We start from the raw sequence: 1,906 nt of genomic DNA, 5'->3' as shown, positions 1-1,906 counted from the left end.
GAACATGAGCGAATTGAAACCAAGAATAAAAGAAAACGGAATTGATTATATCCTTGTTGGAGATTACTACATCCCGGACTTGAAGTTGCCGGAGGAACACCGCCCCATCGGAAAGTACGGACGGATGCACCGGGAATATTTAAGAGAAGTCTGCCCAGCCAGATTACACACATTGACCCTGACCGGGGAATTGTGGACATATCTTGCAGACCTGAACGAACAGGCACAGAAACGGTTAGACACCATCATGGAGCAGATGAAAGCTGCCGAGGGCGTGACCGAGGAATTGAAGCGTACCCGTCAAATGGAATGGGTGCAGCGTTGCAATAACATTCACAACCGGGCAGAAGAAATTGTTTTACATGAGATGATTTATTCATAACGGTATGGTAGAATGATTATTACAAATTAGAAGTTGTAAAGGAGACTTTGTATGGGTAGAAAAGAAATAACAACAAAAGAAGATTTAATGAAAGTAATAGAATTATTCGAAAATACTGGAATTACATACTGGTTGGATGGCGGATGGGGTGTAGATATTTTAGCTGGTAAACAAACAAGAATTCATAGAGATATAGATATAAATTTTGATGCTCAACATACGGAAAAATTGTTAAATGTGCTTTTGAATCTGGGCTATAAAATTGATACAGACTGGAAACCGGTTAGAATAGAGTTATATAGTGATGAACTTGGTTACTTAGACATTCACCCGTTCGTTTTAAATGAGGACGGAACTTCAAAACAAGCTGATTTAGAGGGTGGCTGGTATGAGTTTGAAAAAGATTACTTTGGTAGTGCTTTTTTTGAAGGAAAAACAATTCCTTGTATATCCTTAAAAGGCCAAAGAGTTTTCCACTCAGGTTATGAATTAAGAGATAAAGATAAGCATGATATTTCAATTCTTGAAAGTTTATCAAAATAACATTGCTGTAATTTCTAAGATAAATTCCACTTTATCGCTTTGAAATTTTAACTGAATAAGTATAGCACCAACCGCTGCTACATGGAAGCAAACACAACCATGCAACAGCGGTTTTTCTTTACCGTTTTTTCCTTTGACTGATAGGAGTTCCTGTTTTCTTTGATTTTTGTAGAATCCGAATGAGCCAGCGAAATTCTTCGTCTGACAGATTTTTATAGTTGATGCCGAGCTGCTTGCAGTAAAGGACAACCAGCTTTTCATCCCGACTGCCCTTGAAATTTTCAACCGCTTCCAAATTTTCTTTCAATTCATCGGCAACGGTGGTCTGGGGCGCACTCTCGCTGTCCTTTTTGTGGGCTTCCCGAATATCCCGGATAATGAGATTGAGGTCATCAAGAACCATGTGGCTGAAATATTCATCATCGCTGATATGGGCGGCTTGCAGCACTTTCAAATGCGGGTCGTCTTCGCCGGGGCGATACCGTTCAATGATTTCATGCCGGACAGTATCGACAAGGGCGTTGAGGTTTTGAATCTGCATGGTGGCAATCCCATCTACATAAATCTCAATGTCCGCAAGAAACTTGATAAAGTCCTTATGAGTGGCAAGCTCACAGAGCAGACGGTTGTTAATCCGACCGCCTTTCAGAAGTGCCACCATCTCATCATTCAAATGCAGCTCTGTTAGTGGCGTGTTGATCTGCTCCCGGTTCTCTGTCCGGCACAGCAGATAATCAACGGAAACCCCATAGAAGTCTGCCAGCGTGATAAGGTTGCCATGATTGATTTCCTTATAATCCTCTTTTTCATAACTGCCAAGAGCTGATTTGGAAATGCCCGTCAGCTCTGATAATTCTTCCAGATTTAAGCCTTTGTCCTTGCGGAGTTCCCAAAGGCGTTCCTGTATGCTTGTCGCTCCTTTCATGGGCGCACGCTCCTTTCCGGCGGTTTCATTACTGCCGCTTAACTGGATTATATCAT

3 protein-coding genes are annotated in these 1,906 nt (G+C 41.7%); 2 read left to right on the top strand and 1 reads right to left on the bottom strand.

From position 1 onward, the window contains the following. The first annotated feature begins 4 nt into the window (after positions 1–4). Positions 5–382, top strand: coding sequence for a TnpV protein (locus DXD12_RS15050; protein WP_002584333.1), 378 nt, complete (start codon positions 5–7; stop codon positions 380–382). A gap of 51 nt (positions 383–433) precedes the next feature. Next, positions 434–925: a hypothetical protein gene (locus tag DXD12_RS15045; protein ID WP_009266803.1), complete on the top strand. Its 492-nt coding sequence runs from the start codon at positions 434–436 to the stop codon at positions 923–925. 118 nt (positions 926–1,043) lie between these two features. Here the strand turns inward: DXD12_RS15045 and DXD12_RS15040 are convergent, their stop codons facing one another. Then, positions 1,044–1,850 (bottom strand): helix-turn-helix transcriptional regulator, encoded by an 807-nt coding sequence (locus tag DXD12_RS15040; RefSeq protein WP_002584331.1) that lies wholly within the window; start codon positions 1,848–1,850, stop codon positions 1,044–1,046. Positions 1,851–1,906: the final 56 nt, after the last annotated feature.

Origin of the sequence: Clostridium sp. TF11-13AC (assembly GCF_003481065.1) — a bacterium.
GTDB classification, from domain to species: domain Bacteria; phylum Bacillota; class Clostridia; order Lachnospirales; family Lachnospiraceae; genus Otoolea; species Otoolea fessa.
The sequence above is the reverse complement of the archived record's forward strand: the minus strand, read 5'-3'. Positions and strand labels throughout refer to the sequence as shown.

Coding starts and splice junctions, on each gene's coding strand:
- DXD12_RS15050 (WP_002584333.1), top strand. CDS start 5: ATGAGCGAATTGAAACCAAGAATAAAAGAAAACGGAATTGATTATATC.
- DXD12_RS15045 (WP_009266803.1), top strand. CDS start 434: ATGGGTAGAAAAGAAATAACAACAAAAGAAGATTTAATGAAAGTAATA.
- DXD12_RS15040 (WP_002584331.1), bottom strand. CDS start 1,850: ATGAAAGGAGCGACAAGCATACAGGAACGCCTTTGGGAACTCCGCAAG.